Origin of the sequence: Streptomyces actinomycinicus, from assembly GCF_016741775.1 — a bacterium.
GTDB classification, from domain to species: Bacteria; Actinomycetota; Actinomycetes; order Streptomycetales; family Streptomycetaceae; genus Streptomyces; species Streptomyces actinomycinicus.
In genome coordinates, this window is sequence record NZ_JAERRK010000016.1 from 30,133 (window position 1) to 52,650 (window position 22,518).

Consider the following 22,518-nt stretch of genomic DNA (forward strand, 5'->3'; position numbering starts at 1 on the left):
TGCGCGGGGGGAAAGGAAATGGCCCCGCCCAGACGGACGGGGCCATGCGAGCGCGACGTCAGCGACGAGCGACGCCCTCGGCACGAGCAGCCGCAGCCACCGCCGCGGTAACCGCCGGAGCGACCCGCTCGTCGAACGGCGAGGGAATGACGTAGTCGGCGGCGAGGTCGTCACCGACCACCGCGGCCAGCGCCTCCGCCGCCGCGATCTTCATCCCCTCCGTGATCCGCGTGGCCCGCACCTGCAGCGCGCCCGCGAAGATCCCGGGGAAGGCCAGCACGTTGTTGATCTGGTTCGGGAAGTCCGAACGCCCGGTGGCGACGACCGCCGCGTACTTGTGCGCGACGTCCGGGTGCACCTCGGGGTTCGGGTTGGCCATCGCGAACACGAAGGCACCCTCGGCCATGGAGGCGACGGCCTCCTCGGGGACCGTGCCGCCGGAGACACCGATGAAGACGTCGGCGCCCGCGAGGGCGTCCTCCAGCGAGCCGGTGATGCCGGCCTTGTTCGTGAACCCGGACAGCTCGCGCTTGACCGGGGTCAGGTCCTCCCGGTCCGCCGAGACGACGCCCTTGCGGTCCGCCACGGCCACGTCCCCGATGCCGGCCTCGACCAGCATCTTGGCGATGGCGACACCGGCCGCACCGGCACCCGAGATGACGGCGCGCAGCTGCCCGATCTCACGCCCGCTGAGCCGCGCCGCGTTCCGCAGCGCCGCGAGCGTCACGACGGCCGTACCGTGCTGGTCGTCGTGGAAGACCGGAATGTCCAGACGCTCCTGCAGCCGGCGCTCGATCTCGAAGCACCGGGGCGCCGAAATGTCCTCGAGGTTCACTCCGCCGAACGAGGGAGCGAGCCGGACGACGGTCTCGACGATGTCGTCCACGTCGGTGCAGTCGAGCGCGATCGGCACCGCGTCGACACCGCCGAACTGCTTGAAGAGGATGGCCTTGCCCTCCATCACGGGGAGGGAGGCCTGCGGACCGATGTCTCCGAGTCCGAGCACGGCCGTACCGTCGGTCACGACGGCGACCACCGACGACTTCCACGTGTAGTCGTTGACCAGCTCCGGCTGTTCCGCGATCGCGGTGCACACGCGCGCGACGCCGGGCGTGTACGCGAGGGAAAGGTCGTCCTTGTCGCGGACCGGCACGGTGGCCTGCACGGCCATCTTGCCGCCGCGGTGAAGCGCGAACGCCGGATCGAAGGAATCGAGGGGCTCCGCCCCGCCGTCCTGGTCCGTTTTGCCGTCGCTGCGAGGATTGACGATCTCCGCTGCCACTTTGTCTTACCCCTTAGGTATGCATGGTTTGAGGGTCGACCACTCCTGGTGAGGGGTGGGCGGGCACCACGTACGGCTCGATTGCGGATACGTACGAGCTGTACGCGACGGGCGCGCCGCACACGCGCCCTGAGCCCCGGATGAGGGGTGTAAAGAACCTTCTTACCGGACGGACGGTGCCCGCGACGAGTCCATTAGGTGCAAGGTCACATCTCGGAACCGGAAAGCGACGGCAAGGTGACGCCCGGCCGACGGGCCGGATCGGCGCGAAAACACCCAGGCCCGGACTGCCCGCATCGTGAGACACGCTGAAGATTTTCCGGCTGGAACGCTGGATTCCCGTAGATGGTTCGGTGGCTATGGACCGGTGTTGTACCGACCTGATGCGATTCGGGGGCCACCCGTTATCCGATTTTGACATAGCGACGACCCTGAATGGCGTAGTCCGAATGGCAAGATGCCGTAAACCCACGAGGTCGCGACACCCGAAGGTGTGTGTTTCCGTCGACCCATCGGCAACTCTTCCCATCCGCCGGAGGAACCACGATGACCGCAAGCTCCACCCGTCGTACCAGCGCCGTGCGCTCCCGTCTGGCCGCGGTCGGTGCGATCGCGGTCGCGGGCGCCCTGCTGCTCACCGGTTGCGGTGACCAGACCCAGGACAAGGACAAGGACTCCGGCAGCGCGTCCAGCAACAGCGCCCCGCTCGCCGACAAGCTCCCGCAGGACATCCGCAGCAAGGGTGTCATCCGGGTCGGATCCGACATCGCGTACGCCCCCGTGGAGTACAAGGACGACTCCGGCAAGGTCGTCGGACTGGACCCCGACCTCGCGGAGGCCCTCGGCAAGCAGCTCGGCGTGAAGTTCGACTTCCAGAACGGCACGTTCGACGCCCTGCTCACCGGTCTGCGCTCCAACCGCTACGACATCGCGATGTCGGCCATGACGGACAACAAGAACCGTCAGGAGGGCATCGACCCGGACACCGACAAGAAGGTCGGTGAGGGCGTCGACTTCGTCGACTACCTGACCGCCGGTGTCTCGATCTACACCCGCAAGGGTGACACCAAGGGCATCACGACCTGGGACGACCTGTGCGGCAAGAAGCTCGCCGTGCAGCGCGGCACCACCTCCGAGGACCTGGCCAAGGCGCAGGCCAAGAAGTGTCCGGGCGGCAAGAAGCTCTCCATCGAGGCCTTCGACGACAACCAGCAGGCCCAGACCCGGCTGCGCTCGGGCGGCGCCGACGCCGTCTCCGCCGACTTCCCGGTGGCCGCGTACGCCGTGAAGACCTCCGGCGGCGGCAAGGACTTCGAGATCGTCGGTGACCAGGTCGAGGCGGCCCCGTACGGCATCGCCGTGGCCAAGAAGGACACCCAGCTGCGCGACGCCCTCCAGGCCGCGATGGACGCGATCATCAAGAACGGCGAGTACAAGCAGATCCTCGAGAAGTGGGGCGCCCAGGACGGCGCCGTCACCAAGTCCGTGATCAACGGCGGCAAGTGATCCGCGACAGCCTGAGCGGCCACTGAGAGGCAATACCCGTGACTGACATCGACAAGACGGCGGGGCCGACGGACACGCCCCCGGCCGGCGCGGAGGCCCTCAAGGCCATCCCGGTCCGGCACTACGGACGGTACGTCGCCGCCGTCATAGCGATCGCGATCTTCGGTGCGATCATCTACGCGTTCAGCCAGGGCCAGATCAACTGGCAGGCGGTCCCCGACTACTTCTTCGACGACCGGATCACGACCGGTGTCTACAAGACGCTGCTGCTGACGGTCCTCTCGATGCTGATCGGCATTGTCGGCGGCATCCTCCTCGCGGTGATGCGGCTGTCGAAGAACCCGGTGACCTCGTCCATCGCGTGGTTCTACATCTGGTTCTTCCGCGGCACCCCGGTCCTGGTGCAGCTGTTCCTCTGGTTCAACCTGGGCCTGGTCTTCCAGTACATCAACCTGATGCCGCTCTACAAGGACGAGTGGTCGAACTTCATGACGCCGCTGCTGACGGCGTTGCTCGGCCTGGGTCTGAACGAGGCGGCGTACATGGCCGAGATCTGCCGGGCCGGCCTGCTCGCGGTGGACGAGGGCCAGACCGAGGCGGCCCACGCCCTCGGCATGAGCCACAGCAAGACCCTGCGCCGGATCATCATCCCGCAGGCGATGCGCGTGATCGTGCCGCCGACGGGCAACGAAGTGATCAACATGCTGAAGACGACCTCGCTCGTGGCGGCCGTCCAGTATCCCGAGCTGTTCCGCTACGCCCAGGACATCGGCCAGAACTCCGGCGCCCCGGTGGAGATGTACTTCCTCGCCGCTGCCTGGTACCTGATCATGACCTCCGTCCTGAGCGTGGGCCAGTACTACATCGAGCGCTACTACGCCCGCGGCTCCAGCCGCCAGCTGCCGCCCACGCCGTGGCAGAAGGTGAAGACGAACATGCTCTCTCTGGGCCGTCCTAGTGGAGGCATGGGATGACCGACAAGCTCAGCAAGACGCAGGACACCCCGCCGAAGGGCACCGTCCCGATGGTCAAGGCGGAGGGCGTCCACAAGTCCTTCGGCCATGTCGAGGTGCTCAAGGGGATCGACCTGGAGGTGAAGCCGGGCGAGGTGTTCTGCCTCATCGGCCCCTCCGGTTCCGGCAAGTCGACCTTCCTGCGGTGCATCAACCACCTGGAGAAGGTCAACGCCGGGCGGCTGTACGTCGACGGCGAGCTGGTCGGCTACCGCCAGCAGGGCGAGAAGCTGTACGAGTTGCGCGACCGCGAGGTCGCCATGAAGCGGCGCGACATCGGCATGGTCTTCCAGCGCTTCAACCTGTTCCCGCACATGACGGCTCTGGAGAACGTCATGGAGGCGCCGGTGCAGGTCAAGGGCGTGAACCGGACCCAGGCCAAGGAACGCGCCATGCAGCTGCTGGACCGCGTGGGCCTGGCCGACCGGGCGGGGCACTACCCCTCGCAGCTCTCCGGCGGCCAGCAGCAGCGGGTGGCGATCGCCCGGGCCCTGGCGATGGACCCGAAGCTGATGCTGTTCGACGAGCCGACCTCGGCCCTGGACCCGGAGCTGGTCGGTGACGTCCTGGACGTCATGCGGGACCTCGCCGAGTCCGGCATGACCATGGTCGTCGTCACCCACGAGATGGGCTTCGCCCGCGAGGTGGGCGACAGCCTGGTGTTCATGGACGGCGGTGTGGTGGTGGAATCCGGCCACCCTCGGGACGTCCTGACGAACCCGCAACACGAGCGGACGCAGTCGTTCCTGTCCAAGGTGCTGTGAGGCTCCGCCGGTAGCCGTCGTTTCGGTTGCGGGTCGGCTGTGGCCGGCCGCGCGGTGTCCCGCGCCCTTCGGGGCTCGGCCCGGACGTGCGGAGGGGCGGTACGAGTGTTCTCGTACCGCCCCTCCCGCATGTCCGGACCGACGCGTTCTACTTCACGGCGAGCAGCAGGCTGTCGGACGGCGACGCCCACACCGCCCGGGCCTCCGCGAACCCCTTCTCCTTCAGCACCGCGGCGTGCCACGCCGCCGACGGCGTGTCCCCGTCCGCGTGCTCGCCGTAGATCTCGAAGCGGCGGGCGGTCGGCTCGGCGAGGACCGGGTCCTCGGCCGCCAGCTGCCACCACTGCGCCCAGTCCAGGGCACCGTCCCGCTTGGCCTGATCCATGCGGGCGTGTCGCTGGGCGCGCTCGGCCGCGTTGATCCGGGGCGTGGACTCGTCGATCATGTGGTCCGCGTTCATGAAGACACCGCCGTCGCGGACCAGCTCCGCGACCCGACCGTAAAGGGCCGCGAGGGGTGCTTTGTGCAGCCAGTGCAGGGCCGTGGCGGTCAGGACGGCGTCGTAGGAGTCGTACGGCAGCTTCGCCGCCCAGTCGGGGTCCTTGAGGTCGGCGGTGACGAAGGAGACGCGGCCGTCGCCCTCGAAGGTGCCGCGCGCGATGGCCAGCAGGGCCGGGTCGAGGTCGACGCCGGTGCTGGTCGCCTCGGGGAAGCGCCGGAGCAGCCGGGCGGTGATGGTGCCGGTGCCGCAGGCGAGGTCGAGCACGCGCGGGGCCGTGCCGACGAGCGCCTCGACCATGTCGAGCATGATCCGGAAGCGCTCCTCGCGGTCCGGCATGTACCACTCCTGCTGCCGGTCCCAGCTCTCCTGCCAGGCGGACCAGTCGGTTCCGGTACTGGTGGTCATGGAAACACCGTCTCCTCGCACTCGCGTAATACCCTGGAAGCACGACCGGCTGTTACCCCGCTCGCAGCCACGACCATAGAGCGCCCCCGTAAGGACTACAAGTGGAACTGGCCTATTACTCGGATTACGCCGTACGTCTCGTGAACAGCGAGGAACCGGCCCGGGGCAAGGACTCCCTGACCTCCGTCGAGGCCGTCCGCGACCTGTTCGGCGACAACTCGTCGGCGGCCCGCCGCGCCACCGACGCCGATGTCACCCGCTTCCGCTCGGTCCGGGGCCGGCTGCGCGCGGTCTTCGAGGCCGCCGACAAGGGCGACGAGACCCTCGCCGTGGACCTGCTGAACTCACTGCTGCTGGAGTTCCCGGTCAGCCCGCAGATCTCCGGGCACGACCACCGCGACGAGGACGGCCGCCCGCTGTGGCACATGCACCTGGCCGACCACCCGTCCAACGCCACGGCGGGCTACGCGGCGATCGCGGCGATGGGCCTGGCCTTCCACCTCACCGAGTACGGCGTGGACCGCCTCGGCTTGTGCGAAGCCGCCCCCTGCCGCAACGCCTACCTCGACACCTCCACCAACCGCTCCCGGCGCTACTGCTCGGACCGCTGCGCGACCCGCGCCAACGTGGCCGCCTACCGGGCCCGCAAGCGCCTGGAGGCCGACCGGTCGGGCAGCAGCGGCCTGGCGGCGGAGAGCGTCCAGCGCAGCAGCGCGAGCGGCGAGCGCTGACCGGCCTTGCGCGGCCGGAACCGGAACCACGCCTTCCCGAGGATCAGCTCCTCGGGCACGACGCCGTAGTCGGTGCTGTCCCCACCCGCGTACGGGTTGTCCCCGAGCACCCACCAGCCACCCTCGCGCCGCTCCACGGCCCGCTTCACGACGAGCAGGTCCTGCTGGAACGGATGACGCAGGACCACGACGTCACCGGGCCTGACCCCGCTCCCGTAGCGCACCAGCAGCTGATCCCCGTGGTGCAGCGTCGGCACCATGGACGGCCCCGTCACCTCCGCGATCCCGAAGGGCGCCACGGCCCTCCCCCGTTCGGTCTCCTGCGACGGCTCCGGCATCCCCGGCACCTCCCCGGTCCGTTCCTCCACCAGTCTCAGTCTCACCCTGGACTTTTGTCCTAAGCCCTAGGGGGCACCCGAGAAATCGCCTTCCACAGGGAGTAATGTCGCACCTGAGAAGACGATCACGAGGAAGGAATGCTCCATGCTTTCCCGCCTGTTTGCCCCCAAGGTCAAGGTCAGCGCCCACTGCGACCTGCCCTGTGGCGTGTACGACCCGGCCCAGGCCCGCATCGAGGCGGAGTCGGTGAAGGCCGTCCAGGAGAAGATGGCCGGTAACGACGACCCCCACTTCCAGGCACGCGCCACCGTCATCAAGGAGCAGCGCGCGGAGCTCGCGAAGCACCACGTCTCCGTGCTCTGGAGCGACTACTTCAAGCCCCCGCACTTCGAGAAGTACCCGGAGCTGCACCAGCTGGTCAACGACACCCTGAAGGCCCTCTCGGCCGCCAAGGCGTCCACCGACCCGGCGACGGGCCAGAAGGCCCTGGACTACATCGCCCAGATCGACAAGATCTTCTGGGAGACCAAGAAGGCCTGACCCCAGAGCCTTTCGTCTCTGCCCCGCGGCCGTCCGCCACGGGACAGAGGTCGCGCGTGAGCGGCCCGTCCGGGATTTCCGGGCGGGCCGCTTCCGGCTGTCCGCCCGGCGGACCTAGTGGAACTGCGGCACGATCAGCCAGATCCCGTACCCCACCACCGCCGCGCAGGCGAGGAAGCACAGGGCCGCCTGCGCCCGGCCGACGGCGGAGCCTCCGGTACCGGAACCCTCCGCGCGGGACAGGCCCAGGACACCGAGGGTGAAGACGACGACCACGGCGAGGGTGACGCCGAGGCTGACCGCGGCGACCTGGCCGAGGGCGGACCAGTCGACATGCATGCAGGGCTCCCGGGGTTCAGGCGGCCGGGCCGGCGTGGGCCGGGGCCGGGTGGCGGACGGTGACCTCGTGGTGGTCGTTGACGTTGCCGGCGCGCACCGGGTTGCGCCGGGACAGGGCGAAGATGGTCGCGGCGAGGGCCAGCGCGACCAGGGCGATGACGACGGTGCCGACGTTCCCACCGTGCTTGACCACGCTCGCGGCCAGTCCGCCGACCAGCGCGGCGGCAGGCAGCGTGATCAGCCAGGCCAGCGCCATGCGGCCGGCCACGCCCCAGCGGACCTCGGCGAGCCGTCGGCCGAGGCCGGCGCCGAGGATGCTGCCCGAGGCGACCTGCGTGGTGGAGAGCGCGAAGCCGAGGTGGGCGGAGGTGAGGATGACGGCAGTGGAAGCCGTCTCAGCGGCGAAACCCTGCGGCGAGTGGATCTCCGTCAGGCCCTTGCCCATCGTGCGGATGATCCGCCAGCCGCCCAGGTAGGTGCCGAGGCCGATGGCGAGGCCCGCGGAGGCGATCACCCAGACCGGCGGGCCCGCGTCCTGACCGAGCGCGCCCGCCGAGATCAGCGTCAGCGTGATGACGCCCATGGTCTTCTGCGCGTCGTTGGTGCCGTGCGCGAGCGAGACCAGGGACGCCGACGCGACCTGGCCGAGACGGAAGCCCTTCGTGACCGCGTCCCGGCGGGCGCGGGCGGTGAGCCGGTAGGCGAGGTAGGTGGCGGCCAGGGCCGCGACACCGGCCACCACCGGGGAGGCCACGGCCGGGATCAGCACCTTGTCGACCACCTTGTCGAAGTGCACGGCATGGGAGCCCGCACCGACCCAGACTGCTCCGATGAGCCCGCCGAAGAGGGCGTGCGAGGAGCTGGAGGGCAGCCCGACGAGCCAGGTCAGCAGGTTCCAGAGGATCGCCCCGACCAGCCCCGCGAAGATCATCACGGGGGTGACCTGGGCATCGTCCACGATGCCACCGGAGATCGTCTTGGCGACCTCGGTGGACAGGAAGGCCCCGGCGATGTTGAGCACACCGCTGATCAGGACCGCGGTTCTGGGCTTGAGCGCACCGGTGGCGATGGAAGTGGCCATCGCGTTCGCGGTGTCATGGAACCCGTTCGTGAAGTCGAACGCCAGTGCCGTGACGATGACGACCGCCACGAGGAACGTGATGTGGTCCATCCCTCAAGCCAAGCAAGGACAGGCCAATGCCGCGATAACTGGAGGGAAACGCTCCACCGATCGCGGGGACTGCGGTGTGTGGTCCTGTGCGAAGCTGAGGGAGTGACCGCCCTGGAGGACCTGAGACGGCTTCGCCGCGTGCGCGACCGTATGGACCGCGAGTACGCCGAGCCGCTCGACATGACCGAACTGGCCCGTGACGCCCTGATGTCCGCGGGCCACTTCCAGCGCAGCTTCCGCAGGGCGTTCGGGGAGACTCCGTACAGCTATCTGATGACCCGCCGTATCGAGCGGGCCAAGGCGCTGCTGCGCCGGGGCGACCTCACGGTGACCGAGGTGTGCATGGCCGTCGGCTGCACCTCGCTCGGTTCCTTCAGCTCCCGCTTCACCGAGCTGGTCGGCGAGACCCCGAGCGCCTACCGTGCCCGCGACCACGAGGAGAGCGCGGTCATCCCGTCCTGCGTGGCCCGTCGGCTGACCCGTCCGCGCCGCCGCCCGTACTGAGGCACGGCCCGTCCGTCGGCTCTAGGGTGAGTGCATGGACGTGAAACTCGCGCAATGTTTCATCGCCGTGGACGACCACGACAAGGCCATCGCCTTCTACCGTGATGTGCTCGGTCTGGAGATCCGCAACGACGTGGGCTTCGAGGGGATGCGCTGGGTGACCCTGGGCTCTCCGCTCCAACCGGACGTGGAGATCGTCCTGGAGCCCCCGGACGCGAGCCCGGACGCCTCCCCCGCGGACAAGCAGGCGCTGAACGAACTCCTCGCCAAGGGTCTGCTGCGCGGGGTCATCTTCACCACGCCCGACTGCGACGCGCTGTACGAGCGGGTGCGGGAGTCCGGCGGCGACGTGCTGCAGGAACCGACGGACCAGCCGTACGGGGTGCGCGACTGCGCCTTCCGGGACCCGGCCGGCAACCAACTCCGCTTCCTCGAACGCCCCTCGACGTGAATCCCGCCGTGCGCCCCACGGCCTACGTCCCGCCGGGCGCGCCACGGCCTACGTCCCGCCGGGCACCCCGCGGCCCGGATCCCCGCCCGTGACCGCGGCAGGGCCCGCCTACACTCCGGTCATGGTCATTCGCTGGACGTACGCCTTCGCCGACCGCCCCGTCGCGCGCTTCGCCGGCGCGTGCGCGTTCTGGACGTCCGTCACGGGGACGCGGCTGTCCGAATTCCGCGGTGCCGACGGCGAGTTCGTGACGCTGCTGCCCGAGGGCACGGATCCGGGCGTGAAGCTGCAGGGCGTCCGCGAGGGGGACGGCGGCGCTCACATCGACCTGTGCGCCGAGGACGTGCGGAAGCTGACCGCACTCGCCCGCCGGCTCGGCGCCGCCCTCGTGGCGGACCACGGGGACTGGGCCGTACTGCGTTCTCCCGCGGGCCAGTTGTTCTGCGCCGTGCCCTGGCACGGGGAGGCGGTACGGCCGCCGGTGGTGTCCGGCAGCCGCCTGGACCAGGTGTGCCTGGACATCCCGCCGTCCCGGTACGACAGCGAGGCCGCGTTCTGGTCCGGACTGACCGGATGGGAGCAACGGGCAGGCTCCCGCCCGGAGTTCCGGGTACTGCAGCCGCCGGCGGGCTTCCCGGTCCGGCTGCTGCTCCAGCGGCTCGACGAGGAGCGGCCGGCCTCCGCCCACCTCGACCTCGCCTGCGCGGACATCGCCGCGGTCCGAGCCCGGCACGAGGAGCTGGGCGCCTCCCTCGTCCGCAAGGGAGCCCACTGGGCCGTGATGCGTGATCCGGCGGCGGGCACGTACTGCCTGACCGGACGCGACCCGGAGACGGGCGGCCTGCCGGACGGCGACGCGCGGGGCCGTACCGCCGCCGTGTAGAACGCCGGCCCGCCCCGACGGCCACGGCCACGGCCACGGCCACGGCTCACATCGTCACCCCCAGGGCTCCACGTCCACCACGGCCTCGACCGGCACCGGACCGTACACGTGCGGGAACTCCTCCCCGCCCGGCTCGGCGGACTCGTACTTCACCGGCACCCCGACCAGGGCCGGGTCCACGACGAGGACGACCAGGGCGTCCGGGCCGTCGTAGTCGCCGTAGAGGAACTCGGCGATGCGCGGGAGCTGTTCACGGGTGGAGAAGTGGATGAAGCCCTCCTGCTGGAGGGTGCGGCCCCGGGTCGACACCTCGTAGGCGCCGTGCTCGCGCGCCGCCTCCCACAGGGAGCGCTCGGTGACGTGCACGATGTAGGGAAGTTTCGGCATGCGCCCACGCTACGGCGTCCCCGGGCTGCCGACGCGGTCAGAGCGCGTGATCCTCCGCGCCCGCCTCCGACGGCTTCCCGGGTCCGGAGGGCCGCTGCGCCGCGTCGGCGTTCCGGCCGGCCTCGGCGGGGGGCCGGCCGTCGTCGACGTGGGACGGGCAGTCGGGGTTGTGGCACGGGCCCGGGCCCCAGACCGGCACCCATGCGCCCAGGGTCTTGTGCCGCTTGACGACCGTGTCGACGGGCTGTCCGCAGTCGGGACAGACACGTGGCTCTCTGTCCATGTCCTCAGGGTAGAGCCGCGGCGGGCTCAGCGCTTCCTGCCGCACGTACGGCCGAGAGCCACTCCGCCTGTAGTGGTTCGGTTGTCGTACTCCCGTCGTCGCGCCGCACGCTCCCCTCGTCGTGGTGCGGGGGCTCGGCAGGCCGCGCGGGCCGTTTCGGGCGCCGGACACGACGACGGGCCCCGCACACCGTTGATGTGCGGGGCCCGCCCGGCCGGAGCCCCGGTGGCGTGCGGGGTCAGGAGCCGCACGGTCCGGGGTCTCCGGGGTCTGCTCGGCCGCCGGGAACAGCGGCGTTCAGCTGTGGCGCCGGGTCATGCACCCGATCCGCGGTTCAGCTGTGGCGCCGGGTCACGAACTCGGCGAGTGCCAGCAGGCCGCCGGCCGCCTCCGGATCGGGCACCGCCCGGGACAGTTCCTGCACCGCGAGGGCCATCCGGTCGGCCGCCTCCGCCTGGGCCCAGTCCCGGCCGCCGGCCCGCTCGACCACCAGTGCCGTACGCGCTATCTCCCCGGCCTCTGCCTCCTCCTCCAGGTACGGCTTCCCGTACAGCGCGGCGAGTTCGGCCGCCTCCGGGGTGCCGGAGCCGAGCGCCGCCACCACCGGCAGGGACTTCTTGCGGGCGGCGAGATCCGCACCGGCCGGCTTGCCGGTGTGCTGCGGGTTGCCCCATATGCCGATGACGTCGTCGATCAGCTGGAAGGCGAGCCCGGCCTGGCGGCCGAAGCCGTTCAGCGCGGCCACCTCCTCCTGCCCGGCGCCCGCGTACAGCGCGCCCATGGCGCAGGCGCAGCCCAGCAGGGCGCCGGTCTTGGACTCGGCCATGGCGAGCACCTCGTCCAGGGTGACCGCGTCGGGCGCGCGCTGCTCCAACTCGGTGTCGGCGTGCTGGCCGGCGCACAGCTCCACGACACAGTCCGCGAGCCGGGCCGCGGCCGGCACGGCGGCCGGGTGCGGGTCCTCGGCGAGCAGCCGGAGGGCCAGCGCCTGGAGGGCGTCACCGGCGAGGATCGCGTCGGCGTCGCCGAAGACGGTCCACGCCGTGGGCCGGTGCCGGCGGGAGGTGTCCCGGTCCATCACGTCGTCGTGCAGCAGCGTGAAGTTGTGGATCACTTCGACCGCCGCTGCCGCCCGCACGGCCGCCACCCGGGCCGCCGGGCCGCCGAGCGCCGCGGCGGCCGCGAGGACCAGGGCGGGCCTTATCGCCTTGCCCGCGTTGCCCGCCGCCGGGGTGCCGTCCGCGTGCTCCCAGCCGAAGTGGTAGAGCGCGACCCTGCGCATGGAGCCGGGCAGCGACTCGACGGCCGCACGCAGTTCCGGGTCGACCAGGGCGCGGGTGCGTTCCAGCAGCACGGCCGCCTCCTGCCCGTCGAGCGGACCGGTGTCACCGGCCTTCTCCCGCGGCTCCCCCGCCGTACCGGGCCGCACCTCCCCCGCCGTACCGGGCCGCGGCTCCCCCGCCGTGCCGGGCCGCGGCACACCGGGGGAACGCTGTTCGGTTTCCGTCATGAACTCGGCCATGCAACCCCCTCGCCAGGTCCGCGGAGGCCGGCGTCGCCGGCCCGGCCGGACGTGTATCCCCAGGGGTTACCCGCCTCGGCGGGTGAAGACACGGCCGCGAAGTGCGGAAACGTCACCTCCACCGGCCGATCTCGACGTTCTCCAGCACACCCAGCGCGTCCGGCACGAGGACGGCGGCCGAGTAGTACGCCGTCACGAGGTACTTGATGATGGCCTGTTCGTTGATGCCCATGAACCGCACGGAGAGGCTGGGCTCGATCTCGTCCGGGATGCCGGACTGCCTCAGGCCGATGACGCCCTGCTCCGACTCGCCGGTACGCATGGCGATGATGGAGGTCGTCCGGGCCTCGCTGATCGGGATCTTGTTGCACGGGTAGATCGGCACACCGCGCCAGGTGGGAATGCGGTTGCCGGCCATGTCGACGGTCTCCGGCACCAGGCCCCGCTTGTTCAGCTCGCGTCCGATCGCCGCGATCGCGCGCGGATGGGCGAGGAGGAGCTTGGTGCCCCGGCGGCGGCTGAGCAGCTCGTCCAGGTCGTCCGGGCTGGGCACGCCGTCGTGCGGCTGGATCCGCTGGTCGTACTCGCAGTTGCTGAGCAGGCCGAACTCCGGGTTGTTGACCAGTTCGTGCTCCTGGCGCTCCTTCAACGCCTCGACCGTGAGCCGCAACTGCTGCTCGGTCTGGTTCATGGGCTGGTTGTACAGGTCGGCCACGCGGGAGTGGATGCGCAGCACGGTCTGGGCGATGCTCAGCTCGTACTCACGGGGCCGTGCCTCGTAGTCCACGAAGGTGTGCGGGATGTCGGGCTCGCCGGAGTGGCCGGCCGCCAGCTCGACCTCCTTCTCGCCGTACTTGTTGGTCCGCTGGTCCGGGATCGAGCGGACCTGCTCCAGGTGCGCGCGGAGGGTGTCGGAGCGCTCCGCGACCTGCTCGACGTCCTGGCGGCTCAGGATGAGCACCGTGCACGCGGTGTCGGCGCGGGCGGTGTACTCCCAGATGGCGTCCGGGTCGAGCAGCGCCTGGTCGCCGAAGTAGGCGCCGTCGGCGAGGACACCGAGGACGGCGTCGTCGCCGTAGGGACCGGTGCCGACCTTCTCCACGCGGCCGTGGGCCAGCAGGTAGACGTCGTCGGTCTGGTTACCGAAGTCGGCGATCACTTCGCCGGGTGCGAAGTCACGCTGTCGGCAGCGCCGGGCCAGCTCGGTCAGGACCTCCTCGTCCTCGTACGACCGCAGGGCCGGCAACTCACCCAGCTCGGCCGGGATGACCTCCACCTGGTCGCCGGTCTTCACGAAGGTGATACGGCCGTCGCCGACGGCGTAGGTCAGCCGCCGGTTCACCCGGTAGGTACCGCCCTGGACGTCCACCCAGGGAAGCGTGCGCAGCAGCCAGCGGGAGCTGATCTCCTGCATCTGTGGAACGGACTTGGTGGTGGTGGCCAGGTTCCGCGCTGCCGCCGTCCCGAGGGACTGCTGCGGCTTGCCCTGCTCCGTGCGGACCTCTTCGCCTACCGACATAGAGAAATGCCCTCCCGTGTATTCCGGTGCCGTATCGCACCCGCACCGGTCTTCGGACCGAGCCTTTCAGCACGGAACGTGGTCGCGCCATTACCCGAACGAGCGGGAATGGATCATCTGATTACTGGGCACGAAGAGGCCTCTCGCCCCGGTAGGTACCGGATGTGCCGTCTGCACTGTCTGTCCGGATCGGCTCGCACAGCGTGCGAACGATGTGTTCCACGACGTCCGGTTTCGGTAGAAGTCCGCTGGACGAAACGGCCGCGACCGGCGGCCGGACGGGCACGGCACGAAGGAGTCGGTCATGGCCCCACCCATGTCGGCGAGCGGGTTTCTGGACGCATTGCTGGCGGAGGGCGTCACGGTCGTCGAGGTCGGCGACTGGCGGCACCACAACCGCAACCACAAGGGCCCGTGGGGCCCGGTCCACGGCGTGATGATCCACCACACGGTGACGCAGGGCAGCGCGCGCACGGTGGAGCTGTGCCGGGACGGCCACGCCGACCTGCCGGGGCCGCTGTGCCACGGCGTGATCACCAAGGACGGCACGGTCCACCTGGTCGGCTACGGCCGCGCCAACCACGCCGGGCTCGGTGACGACGAGGTGCTCCGCGCGGTCATCGCCGAGAAGGGGCTGCCCCCGGACAACGAGGCGAACACCGACGGCAACCGGCACTTCTACGGCTTCGAGTGCGAGAACCTCGGCAACGGGAAGGACCCTTGGCCGGAGGAACAGCTGGACGCGATCGAGCGGGTCGCCGCGGCGGTGTGCCGGCGGCACGGGTGGACGGAACGGTCGGTCATCGGGCACCGGGAGTGGCAGCCGGGGAAGGTGGACCCGCGGGGGTTCACGATGGCCTGGCTGAGGGAGCGGGTGCGGGAACGGCTGAAGGGATAGCGCCCTCGGGGGCGGGCACATCGCGGGTACGGGAACGGCTGAAGGGACAGCGCCCTCGGGGGCGGACGCATCGCGGTACGGGAACGGCTGAAGGGACAGCGCCCTCGGGGGCGGACGCGTCGCGGGTACGGGAACGGCTGAAGGGGGTAGCGCCGTCAGGGGGCGGGGGCATCGCGTACTGCGACGTGGGCGGACGTGGGGCTGGTTCTCGCGGTTCCCCCGTTCCTCCGGGGTGCTGCCGCCTGGCGCCGTCCCTCATCCGGGCGACAATGAAGTTGTGACCAGCCCCGACCCGCTCACGCCCCGCCTCCCCTCGCCCCTCCAGGAGATACGCGACGACCGTTTCGCCCGGTACGGGCTGCGGCTGCTGCTCAAGCGCGACGATCTCATTCACCCGGAGCTGATCGGCAACAAGTGGCGCAAACTCGTGCCGAACCTCGCGGCGGCCCGGAACCGTCCGCTGGTCACCTTCGGCGGGGCCTACTCCAACCACCTGCGGGCCACCGCGGCGGCCGGCCGTCTGCTGGGGCTGCCGACCGTCGGGGTGGTCCGCGGCCAGGAGCTGGCCGACCGGCCGCTCAACCACTCCCTGGCCCGGTGCGCGGCCGACGGCATGCGGCTGCACTTCACCGACAGGTCGACGTACCGGCGCAAGTCCGAGCCGGAGATTCTGGCCGCGATCCTGCACGCGGCCGGCGCCGAGGGCGCGTACGTCGTCCCCGAGGGCGGCAGCAACGCCGAGGCGGTGCGCGGCTGCCGTGCCCTCGGCGAGGAACTGCGCGGCCGGGCGGACGTCGTCGCGGTCGCCTGCGGCACCGGCGGCACCCTCGCCGGCCTCGCCGCCGGCCTGCCGGCCGGACAGCGCGCGCTCGGGGTGCCGGTCCTGAAGGGAGGCTTCCTGGAAGCCGGTGTACAGGCCCTGCAGGAACGTGCCTTCGGAGCCCGCACCGGCACCTGGTCGCTGGACGACCGCTTCCACTGCGGGGGTTACGGCCGTACGACACCGGAACTCACGGCGTTCGCACAGGACTTCGAGGAGCGGCACGGACTCCCCGTCGAGCGTCTCTATGTCGCCAAGTTGCTGTACGGACTCGTCACCCTTGCGGGCGAGGGCGCCTTCGCGCGCGGGACGACGATCGCCGCCGTCGTCACCGGGCGCCCGTTCCCGGCGGACGGCCTCGCTCCCGCGGACGCGCCGGGGCGCTAGCCGGCCTCCCGGAAGGCGGCAGCCTCCTCCAGGTCCAGCCGTCTGAGCAGGGCGCGCAGCATCTCGTCGTCGATGTAGCGGTGGTCGCGGAGCCGGACGAAGACCTCGCGCTCGGCACTGATCATCTCGCGGGAGAGCCGGCGGTAGGTGTCGTCCACGGATTCGCCGGTGACCGGGTTGACCTGGCCGAGTCGCTCCCAGACGGCGTTGCGGCGGCGCTCCAGGACCATGCGCAGCCGGTCGGCCAGCGGCGGCGGCAGGGCGTTGCGCTCGTCGGAGAGGAGTTCGTCGAGCCGGGTCTCGGCGGCGCGGGAGGCCTGCGCCTGCGCGTTGGCCTCGGCGAGCGTCTCGGCCTGCTGATTGCGGCCGGGGAACTTCAGCATCCGGATCAGCGGGGGCAGGGTGACGCCCTGCACGACGAGCGTGCCGATGACGGTGGTGAAGGTCAGGAAGATGATCAGGTTGCGCGGGCCGTCGGGCATGGACGACGGGATGGCGAAGGCGATGGCGAGGGAGACGACACCGCGCATGCCGGCCCACGAGGTGACCATCGCCCCCCGCCAGGTGGGGTTGTCCTCACGCTCCCTGATGCGCGCCGACAGCAGCCGGGGCACGAAGGTGGCCGGGTAGACCCAGACGAACCGGGCCACGACGACGACCAGGAAGACGGCGACCGCGTACCAGGCCGCGGACCCGCCCTCGTACTCCCCGAGCCGCTTGAGGACGATCGGCAGCTGGAGTCCGATCAGCGCGAACACCGCGGACTCCAGCACGAAGGCGACCATCTTCCACACCGCCTCCTCCTGCAGGCGCGTGGCGAAGTCGACCTCCCACGCACGGTGGCCGAGGTAGAGGGCGACGACCACGACGGCGAGCACTCCGGAGGCGTGCGCCTGCTCGGCGACCCCGTAGGCGACGAACGGGATCAGCAGGGAGAGGGTGTTCTGCAGGAGCGGTTCGGTGAGGTGGGTGCGCAGCCAGTGCAGGGGGGCCATGAGGACGAGGCCGACCCCCACGCCGCCGACCGCGGCGAGCAGGAACTCGCCGATCCCGCCCGCCCAGGTGGCCCCCTCACCGGTGGCCGCGCCGAGCGCGACCTTGTACGCGGTGATCGCGGTGGCGTCGTTCAGCAGGGACTCGCCCTGGAGGATGGTGGTGATCCGGGAGGGCAGGCCGACCCGGCGGGCGACCGCCGTGGCGGCCACCGCGTCCGGCGGGGCCACGACCGCGCCCAGCACCAGCGCGGCCGGCAGCGACAGCCCGGGGACGATCACATAGGCGGCCCAGCCGACGACGAAGGTCGCGAAGAGCACGTAGCCCACCGAGAGCAGGGCCACCGGCCGCAGCTGGGCGCGCAGGTCGAGGTAGGAGCTGTCGGTCGCGGAGGTGTACAGCAGCGGGGGCAGCAGCAGCGGCAGGACGACGTGCGGATCGAGGGTGTAGGACGGCACGCCGGGGACGTAGGAGACGGCCAGACCGACCGCGACCAGCAGCAGGGGCGCCGGCGCGGGGGTGCGCCGTGCCGCGGCGGCCACCGCGGCACTGCCCGCCACCAGCAACAGCAGCGGCATCACGACCATCGACCTCGCCCACCCTCGTTTTTCCGCGCGGCCACCCGCACACCCGTCGTAATCTGGCAATCATGAAACAGTGCACGCACGCCGACGCGCTGCCGCACCCGGAACCGGAGCCGCTCGACGAGACCTGTCCGGAGTGCCGGCGGGACGGCACACATCCGGTGCAGCTGCGGCTGTGTCTCAGCTGTGGTCACGTCGGCTGCTGCGATTCCTCGCCGGGACGGCACGCGACGGAGCACCATGCGACGTCGGGACACCCGGTGATGCGCACGTTCGAGCCCGGCGAGGACTGGCGGTGGTGCTTCGTGGACCACGTGCTGGTCTGAGCGGGGCGCTCCGAGGGGCGCCGCGGAGATCGCTCCAGGGAGCCCCGCGAGGTGTTCTCGCCGAGAGCGTTCTCATCCGACCGCGTTCTCGTGTGACACTGCATTCGGCGGCGGCCGCACGACGGTTCGAGCGTCTGACGTCTGGGTACGTCAACCCGGCGCGCGCTCTTCCCATTTGGGCCCGCAGACCCTCTAGACACGGAGCGTATCCACAGCTTTACTGTGAGTGACGCCAGGGGGTTGGGGTCCCGGGGACAGGAACGTTCGGAGCGCGATAGCGTCACCGCTTGAACCACGTACGCGTTACCCCGGGGGGCAACCCTCGGCCCCGTAAAGCTTGTACCACCATGGAGGTGAGGGTGTCCCAGATCGCAGGCGAGCCCGCGGCGAACCAGGACTTCGTGGAAGTCCGGCTTCCGGCTGCGGGTGCCTACCTGTCGGTGCTGCGGACGGCCACGGCCGGTCTGGCGGCCCGCTTGGACTTCACCCTGGACGAGATCGAGGACCTGCGCATCGCCGTCGACGAGGCCTGCGCGATCCTGCTGCAGCAGGCCGTGGCCGGCTCGGTCCTCAGCTGTGTCTTCCGGCTCGTCGACGACTCGCTGGAGGTCACCGTGTCGGCGCCGACGACGGACGGCCACGCCCCTTCACGCGACACCTTCGCCTGGACCGTGCTGTCGGCCCTCGCGGGCAAGGTCTCGTCCGCCGTGGACGAGGACAAAACGGTGTCGATCAGCCTCTACAAACAGCGCGGCGCGGGTCCCGGGCCGGCGTGAGGAACGGGGACGGGCCGGTGCGGGACGAAGAGCGCGGCACACGGGAGCTGCCGACCGGGGACGGGGGTGCCCCCTGGTCCGGAGCCGAGACGTCCGGGGAGGTCCCCCGGGACGGTTCCCGGCGCATGGCGGACGGCATCGACGGCATCCCCGAGCAGGCCAGGCCGCACCCGGAGGGCGACTCAGCACGGGTCGACGGTGACGACGCCGGCCAGGCCGCCCCGCCGGAGGCGCGCGGCGGCGCCGGGTCCGCCGACCGCGCGGGGGCGAGGGCTCGGGGAAGGGCTACGGGCGGGACGATGAGCGAGCACGAGCGGTACGCCGACGACGACGCGCTGGGCGCGGAGGCCGTGCAGGCCACACAGCACGACCCCCAGGACCGCAGCGGGGCGCGGGCGATGTTCGTGGAGCTGCGCAAGCTGAACGCGGGCAGCGCGGAGTACGCGGAGCTGCGCAACCAGCTGGTCCGTATGCACCTGCCGCTCGTGGAACACCTGGCACGCCGCTTCCGCAACCGCGGCGAGCCGCTGGACGACCTCACCCAGGTCGCCACGATCGGCCTGATCAAGTCCGTCGACCGGTTCGATCCGGAGCGCGGCGTGGAGTTCTCCACGTACGCCACCCCGACCGTCGTCGGCGAGATCAAGCGGCACTTCCGCGACAAGGGCTGGGCGGTCCGGGTGCCGCGCCGGCTCCAGGAGCTGCGGCTCGCGCTGACCACGGCGACCGCCGAGCTGTCCCAGCTGCACGGCCGCTCCCCCACGGTTCACGAGCTGGCCGAGAAGCTCGCCATCTCCGAGGAGGAGGTCCTGGAGGGCCTGGAGTCCGCCAACGCGTACTCCACGCTGTCCCTGGACGTGCCCGACACGGACGACGAGTCGCCGGCGGTCGCCGACACCCTGGGTGCCGAGGACGAGGCGCTGGAGGGTGTGGAGTACCGCGAGTCCCTCAAGCCGCTGCTGGAGGACCTGCCGCCGCGCGAGAAGCGGATCCTGCTGCTGCGCTTCTTCGGGAACATGACCCAGTCGCAGATCGCGCAGGAGGTCGGCATCTCCCAGATGCACGTCTCCCGGCTGCTGGCCCGCACGCTGGCCCAGCTGCGCGAGAAGCTCCTCGTCGAGGAGTGAGCCCCGCTCACCGGGCCCCACGCGTGAACCGTGCCCGGTGAGCCCGCTCGCCGAGCGTGCTCCGTGAGCCCTTACTCGGCCCTGCCCGGTCCCCTGATCCCGAGGGCCCGGGTCGTCTCGCCGTTGACCAGGAGCACCAGCGCCGCCACGGCGATCACCCCGAGGACGATCCCGGCCGGGATGGCCATGCTGTCGGCCCGGAGCAGGTTGTAGGCCACCGGCAGCGCCATGACCTGAGTGATCACGGCCGGGCCACGGCTCCAGCGGCGCCGCAGCAGCAGACCGCGCGCGGCGATCAGCGGCAGCAGCGCGAGCACGACCAGGGTGATCCCGAGGGACACGGCCTGCTGCCGGTCGTCCGGGTCACCGGTGATCCCGAGGACCAGCGCGTACAGGCCGCCGGCCACGAGTGCGGCGCCCTCCAGCGCGGCGAGCACGGCCGCGTACGTCAGCCGGCGCGGGCGCGGCTCGGCGGTGCCGGCTTCGGCGGTGTCCTGGACGGGCTTCTGCTGACTGCTCACCCCAGCAGGGTAGCCGCCCGGTACCCTGGGCGGCCGGTCGGTACGGGAGGCCGCGCCCGCACCCGTCACGGACGGTTTCCCGACCTGTACCTGTCACGGACGGCCCGCCCGTGACAGCGCCACGTGTCCAGACTCACGCCCCCACCTCTTACCGGATCCCTACCTCGGTCTGGGCCGGGTACCCCCCAGTAGGTACGCTGCCATGCATGCGTGCACTTCTCGTGGTCAATCCGGCGGCAACCACCACAAGCGCACGCAGACGTGACGTCCTGATCCACGCGCTGGCGAGCGAGGTGAAGCTCGAGGCGGTCACCACCGAGTACCGCGGCCACGCGCGCGATCTCGCCCGGCAGGCGGCGGAGAGCGACGACATCGACATGGTCGTCGCCCTCGGCGGCGACGGCACGGTCAACGAGGTCGTCAACGGTCTCCTGCACGACGGCCCCGCACCGGAGCGGCTGCCCGGTCTCGCCGTCGTCCCCGGCGGTTCCACGAACGTCTTCGCCCGCGCCCTGGGTCTGCCCAACGATCCCGTCGAGGCCACCGGCGCCCTGCTGGACGCGCTGCGCGAGGGCAGCGAGCGGGTCGTCGGACTCGGGCTCACCTCCGGCACACCGGGCACCGAGGACGAGGCGGTGCCGGCCCGCTGGTTCACCTTCAACGCCGGGCTCGGCTTCGACGCGGGCGTGGTGGGGCGGGTGGAGCAGCAGCGCGAGCGCGGCAAGAAGTCGACGCACGCGCTCTACGTCCGTCAGGTGCTCCGGCAGTTCCTGGGCGAGCCGAACCGCCGGCACGGCACGATCACCCTGGAGCAGTCCGGTGCCGACCCGGTCGAGGATCTTGTCGTCGCCATAGCCTCGAACACGTCCCCTTGGACGTATCTCGGCAATCGCCCGATGTACACGTCACCTAAGGCCTCGTTCGACACGGGCCTCGACGTACTCGGTCTCAGCCGTCTGTCGACGGCCGCGGTTGCCCGGTATGGCACCCAGTTGCTCACTTCGTCCCCCGAGCGCGGACCCCATGGCAGGCATGCCGTCTCACTGCACGATCTGGACCAGTTCACCTTGCATTCGAAGGTGCCCCTGCCCCTTCAGATGGACGGTGACCACCTGGGGCTGCGTACCAGCGTGACGTTCACAGGCGTACGCCGCGCACTGCGTGTGATTGTGTGAGCGGAACGGGCGAAAGTCCTTTCACTCGAACGTTTAGGCCAGGATCCACCCCATGGAAGTACGGCTGTGACCCAGTCGACACCGAGGAATCAAAAAAAACTTTCCGGAAGGGGTTGTATCCGTCGCTGAGGTTTGCGAGTCTCTACGTGGCGATCGGGACGGCCCGCAACACCGGCCTCCACTGATCACCGGAACCCCTCTTCAAACCAAGGACCACGCCGGGGAAGACTCGGCGGTCGGCCCTTCACTTGTTGAGGGATTCGTGAAAGCGTTCACATTCACAAGCAACCTGCATGTAATACCAAGGAGAGGTAGCAGCCATGGACTGGCGTCACAACGCCGTTTGCCGCGAGGAAGACCCCGAGCTCTTCTTCCCCATCGGCAACACCGGTCCTGCGCTGCTGCAGATCGAGGAAGCCAAGGCCGTCTGCCGTCGCTGCCCGGTGATCGAGCAGTGTCTGCAGTGGGCGCTCGAGTCCGGTCAGGACTCCGGCGTCTGGGGTGGTCTCAGCGAGGACGAGCGTCGCGCCATGAAGCGCCGTGCCGCCCGCAACCGGGCCCGTCAGGCCTCCGCCTGACACACCCACCCCTGCTGACAGCCTGAGCTTGGCGGCGCGCACAGCACGTGCGCATCTCCCGCCCCCGAGCCGCAGCGCGCAGTATCCCCCGATGCCGCTAGCGATTTAGCAGAGCAGCAACGAGCACGAGCCTCGGACCCATGGCGGTCCGGGGCTTTTTGCTGTCCCCACTCCCGACTCCCACGGATCCGC

General features: G+C 70.6%; 26 protein-coding genes. 15 read left to right on the forward strand and 11 right to left on the reverse strand.

The annotated features are described in order from the left end of the window. Positions 1-58: 58 nt before the first annotated feature. Entirely contained in the window at positions 59-1,282 is a 1,224-nt protein-coding gene (locus JK359_RS26250; RefSeq protein ID WP_201840499.1) for an NAD(P)-dependent malic enzyme, read from the reverse strand. 546 nt (positions 1,283-1,828) lie between these two features. On the opposite strand from JK359_RS26250, the gene JK359_RS26255 reads away from it, so the two are divergent. From JK359_RS26255 to JK359_RS26265, 3 genes are read left to right on the forward strand one after another with little or no spacing between them, the layout of a single operon-like run. Continuing rightward, a complete protein-coding gene (locus tag JK359_RS26255; RefSeq protein ID WP_201840501.1) occupies positions 1,829-2,788 on the forward strand; it encodes an ABC transporter substrate-binding protein in 960 nt (319 codons plus the stop codon). Between the two features lie 38 nt (positions 2,789-2,826). Then, positions 2,827-3,762 (forward strand): amino acid ABC transporter permease, encoded by a 936-nt coding sequence (locus JK359_RS26260; protein WP_201840503.1) that lies wholly within the window; start codon positions 2,827-2,829, stop codon positions 3,760-3,762. 50 nt (positions 3,763-3,812) lie between these two features. Then, positions 3,813-4,565 carry an amino acid ABC transporter ATP-binding protein gene (locus tag JK359_RS26265; RefSeq protein ID WP_201840827.1) on the forward strand — a complete coding sequence of 251 codons (753 nt, stop codon included), beginning with the start codon at positions 3,813-3,815 and terminating at the stop codon, positions 4,563-4,565. 148 nt (positions 4,566-4,713) lie between these two features. Here JK359_RS26265 and JK359_RS26270 read toward each other — a convergent pair whose 3' ends face one another. Continuing rightward, positions 4,714-5,472: a class I SAM-dependent methyltransferase gene (locus tag JK359_RS26270; protein WP_201840504.1), complete on the reverse strand. Its 759-nt coding sequence runs from the start codon at positions 5,470-5,472 to the stop codon at positions 4,714-4,716. 101 nt (positions 5,473-5,573) lie between these two features. Between JK359_RS26270 and JK359_RS26275 the strand changes: the two genes are divergently transcribed. After that, positions 5,574-6,203 (forward strand): CGNR zinc finger domain-containing protein, encoded by a 630-nt coding sequence (locus JK359_RS26275; RefSeq protein WP_201840506.1) that lies wholly within the window; start codon positions 5,574-5,576, stop codon positions 6,201-6,203. Here JK359_RS26275 and sodX read toward each other — a convergent pair. Continuing rightward, complete coding sequence (sodX, locus tag JK359_RS26280) at positions 6,107-6,541, reverse strand: nickel-type superoxide dismutase maturation protease (protein WP_201840830.1); 435 nt, start codon at positions 6,539-6,541, stop codon at positions 6,107-6,109. The two genes, JK359_RS26275 and sodX, sit on opposite strands and share 97 nt — an antisense overlap. 145 nt (positions 6,542-6,686) lie before the next feature. Between sodX and sodN the strand changes: the two genes are divergently transcribed. Further along, on the forward strand, positions 6,687-7,082 hold the full coding sequence (gene sodN / locus JK359_RS26285; protein WP_004983535.1) for a superoxide dismutase, Ni: 396 nt from the start codon (positions 6,687-6,689) through the stop codon (positions 7,080-7,082). Positions 7,083-7,196: 114 nt separating this feature from the next. Here the strand turns inward: sodN and JK359_RS26290 are convergent, their stop codons facing one another. Both JK359_RS26290 and JK359_RS26295 read right to left on the reverse strand, forming a co-directional pair. Next, positions 7,197-7,421, reverse strand: coding sequence for a hypothetical protein (locus JK359_RS26290; protein WP_201840508.1), 225 nt, complete (start codon positions 7,419-7,421; stop codon positions 7,197-7,199). Between the two features lie 16 nt (positions 7,422-7,437). After that, positions 7,438-8,592 (reverse strand): inorganic phosphate transporter, encoded by a 1,155-nt coding sequence (locus tag JK359_RS26295; RefSeq protein WP_201840511.1) that lies wholly within the window; start codon positions 8,590-8,592, stop codon positions 7,438-7,440. 150 nt (positions 8,593-8,742) lie between these two features. Here JK359_RS26295 and JK359_RS26300 point away from each other — a divergent pair, with 150 nt between their 5' ends. The 3 genes from JK359_RS26300 to JK359_RS26310 all read left to right on the forward strand — a co-directional run bounded on the left by JK359_RS26300 (position 8,743) and on the right by JK359_RS26310 (position 10,430). Continuing rightward, entirely contained in the window at positions 8,743-9,096 is a 354-nt protein-coding gene (locus tag JK359_RS26300; RefSeq protein ID WP_201840831.1) for a helix-turn-helix transcriptional regulator, read from the forward strand. A 34-nt stretch (positions 9,097-9,130) separates the two neighbouring features. Further along, a complete protein-coding gene (locus tag JK359_RS26305; protein WP_201840513.1) occupies positions 9,131-9,547 on the forward strand; it encodes a VOC family protein in 417 nt (138 codons plus the stop codon). A gap of 121 nt (positions 9,548-9,668) precedes the next feature. Beyond that, positions 9,669-10,430 carry a VOC family protein gene (locus JK359_RS26310; protein WP_201840516.1) on the forward strand — a complete coding sequence of 254 codons (762 nt, stop codon included), beginning with the start codon at positions 9,669-9,671 and terminating at the stop codon, positions 10,428-10,430. Between the two features lie 54 nt (positions 10,431-10,484). Here JK359_RS26310 and JK359_RS26315 read toward each other — a convergent pair whose 3' ends face one another. The 4 genes from JK359_RS26315 to JK359_RS26330 form a co-directional block, all read right to left on the reverse strand. Continuing rightward, positions 10,485-10,817: a DUF952 domain-containing protein gene (locus JK359_RS26315; RefSeq protein ID WP_201840519.1), complete on the reverse strand. Its 333-nt coding sequence runs from the start codon at positions 10,815-10,817 to the stop codon at positions 10,485-10,487. Positions 10,818-10,854: 37 nt separating this feature from the next. Beyond that, the gene (locus tag JK359_RS26320) at positions 10,855-11,100 is read right to left on the reverse strand and encodes a hypothetical protein (protein ID WP_201840522.1); all 246 of its coding nucleotides are present in this window, start codon (positions 11,098-11,100) and stop codon (positions 10,855-10,857) included. Positions 11,101-11,434: 334 nt separating this feature from the next. Then, positions 11,435-12,622: a family 2 encapsulin nanocompartment cargo protein polyprenyl transferase gene (locus JK359_RS26325; RefSeq protein ID WP_201840525.1), complete on the reverse strand. Its 1,188-nt coding sequence runs from the start codon at positions 12,620-12,622 to the stop codon at positions 11,435-11,437. A gap of 112 nt (positions 12,623-12,734) precedes the next feature. After that, the gene (locus JK359_RS26330) at positions 12,735-14,141 is read right to left on the reverse strand and encodes a family 2B encapsulin nanocompartment shell protein (RefSeq protein WP_201840528.1); all 1,407 of its coding nucleotides are present in this window, start codon (positions 14,139-14,141) and stop codon (positions 12,735-12,737) included. A gap of 304 nt (positions 14,142-14,445) precedes the next feature. Here JK359_RS26330 and JK359_RS26335 point away from each other — a divergent pair, with 304 nt between their 5' ends. Then, complete coding sequence (locus JK359_RS26335; protein WP_201840530.1) at positions 14,446-15,039, forward strand: N-acetylmuramoyl-L-alanine amidase; 594 nt, start codon at positions 14,446-14,448, stop codon at positions 15,037-15,039. Between the two features lie 277 nt (positions 15,040-15,316). Next, positions 15,317-16,246: a 1-aminocyclopropane-1-carboxylate deaminase/D-cysteine desulfhydrase gene (locus JK359_RS26340; protein WP_201840532.1), complete on the forward strand. Its 930-nt coding sequence runs from the start codon at positions 15,317-15,319 to the stop codon at positions 16,244-16,246. Here JK359_RS26340 and JK359_RS26345 read toward each other — a convergent pair. Next, positions 16,243-17,826, reverse strand: a complete 1,584-nt coding sequence (locus JK359_RS26345; protein ID WP_201840534.1) for a Na+/H+ antiporter — start codon at positions 17,824-17,826, stop codon at positions 16,243-16,245. The two genes, JK359_RS26340 and JK359_RS26345, sit on opposite strands and share 4 nt — an antisense overlap. 62 nt (positions 17,827-17,888) lie before the next feature. On the opposite strand from JK359_RS26345, the gene JK359_RS26350 reads away from it, so the two are divergent. From JK359_RS26350 to JK359_RS26360, 3 genes are all read left to right on the forward strand, one after another. Beyond that, positions 17,889-18,149, forward strand: a complete 261-nt coding sequence (locus JK359_RS26350; RefSeq protein ID WP_201840536.1) for a UBP-type zinc finger domain-containing protein — start codon at positions 17,889-17,891, stop codon at positions 18,147-18,149. Between the two features lie 359 nt (positions 18,150-18,508). Beyond that, positions 18,509-18,925, forward strand: a complete 417-nt coding sequence (locus JK359_RS26355; protein WP_201840538.1) for an ATP-binding protein — start codon at positions 18,509-18,511, stop codon at positions 18,923-18,925. A 17-nt stretch (positions 18,926-18,942) separates the two neighbouring features. Beyond that, positions 18,943-20,052: an RNA polymerase sigma factor SigF gene (locus JK359_RS26360; RefSeq protein WP_201840540.1), complete on the forward strand. Its 1,110-nt coding sequence runs from the start codon at positions 18,943-18,945 to the stop codon at positions 20,050-20,052. Between the two features lie 71 nt (positions 20,053-20,123). On the opposite strand, the gene JK359_RS26365 is transcribed toward JK359_RS26360, so the two are convergent. After that, positions 20,124-20,573 carry a hypothetical protein gene (locus tag JK359_RS26365; protein WP_201840543.1) on the reverse strand — a complete coding sequence of 150 codons (450 nt, stop codon included), beginning with the start codon at positions 20,571-20,573 and terminating at the stop codon, positions 20,124-20,126. A gap of 206 nt (positions 20,574-20,779) precedes the next feature. Between JK359_RS26365 and JK359_RS26370 the strand changes: the two genes are divergently transcribed. Next, a complete protein-coding gene (locus JK359_RS26370) occupies positions 20,780-21,748 on the forward strand; it encodes a diacylglycerol/lipid kinase family protein (RefSeq protein WP_201840546.1) in 969 nt (322 codons plus the stop codon). A gap of 320 nt (positions 21,749-22,068) precedes the next feature. Further along, entirely contained in the window at positions 22,069-22,326 is a 258-nt protein-coding gene (locus JK359_RS26375; RefSeq protein WP_003992873.1) for a WhiB family transcriptional regulator, read from the forward strand. The last annotated feature ends 192 nt before the right edge of the window (positions 22,327-22,518 follow it).